We start from the raw sequence: 1,090 nt of genomic DNA on the forward strand, positions 1-1,090 counted from the left end.
TTATTTTCAATATAGGAGGTAATATGAAGAAGAAATTAGTATTTTTAGGTCTAATATGTTTAAGTTTATTTGCTTTCATAGGTTGCGGAACTGAAAAACTAGATATAAGTAACTGCATAGATGTACGATATGGAGAATTTAATGGTTCAGCTAAAATCTATGAAAGTAGTTTAAATTTAGGAAAGCTACAAGATATCCCTAAGCTAAAGGGACTTACTCCTGATATGCTAAAAGGAGACTATAAAATAACTTTAGTAGGAGATAAAACAGATTTAAAGAATGGAGATAAAGTTAAATTACACTTAGAATATAATAAAGAGTTGTATAAAAGAGACTTTAATGTAGAATTTAAATTTGAACCAACTGAAGTAACTATAGAAGGTCTACCAGATAAATTAACAGATATAAATCAAATTTCTAAAGAGCAATGGGATAAAATATATGCTGAAGTTAATAAAAAAGCTGAAATTAAAGCTAAAGATAATAAATATTCTGATTTAAAATTAGAACAAGTTTTAGCGTATAAAACTGAAGAAAATATAACAACCAATAATATAGAAATAGAATTTTTATACTCCTATTTCAATACTAACAAAGAAAAGAGATATTTAAGTTTTTATGGATATCTTAGCTTTAAAGAAAATAATATTTTGAATCCTATAGAAATTAAAGAATCAACTAAATGGGAAAAAGTTTCTAACCAAGATTACAATAAAAGTATAGATGAAATTTTCAAAATATATTTTAAAAAATCAAATTTTAAAATTTTATGGAATTCAAAAAATTAATTTTTTAAATTTTAACTTATAAAATAAAGATTATAATATTAAATTATCATCTTTATTTTATAAGTGTTTAGTAATACGTTGTATAAAATTAAAGAATATTGTATAATTAAAACGAAAGTAAAAAAATATACATTTAAACTCATTAAAATTACATATATAAATTTTTCATAGTTTAAAAATTTTGATTTTTACTATGTTTGTTTGTTGTGTAATTTTAATGAGTTATAAAGTCCAAGCTCAAGGAATTTGAGTTTGGGCTTTTTTATATGCTTTTTTAGAGTATAGACTACAAATCTATACAG

Annotated in this window: 1 protein-coding gene; it reads left to right on the forward strand. The window is 21.9% G+C overall.

Annotated features, from left to right (window positions below; all coding sequences use genetic code 11):
* The first annotated feature begins 23 nt into the window (after nt 1–23).
* On the forward strand, nt 24–788 hold the full coding sequence (locus QP548_RS16800) for a hypothetical protein (protein WP_061429482.1): 765 nt from the start codon (nt 24–26) through the stop codon (nt 786–788).
* Nucleotides 789–1,090 lie beyond the last annotated feature (302 nt).

Source organism: Clostridium sp. UMB9555A (assembly GCF_030222355.1).
Lineage (GTDB): Bacteria > Bacillota > Clostridia > Clostridiales > Clostridiaceae > Sarcina > Sarcina perfringens.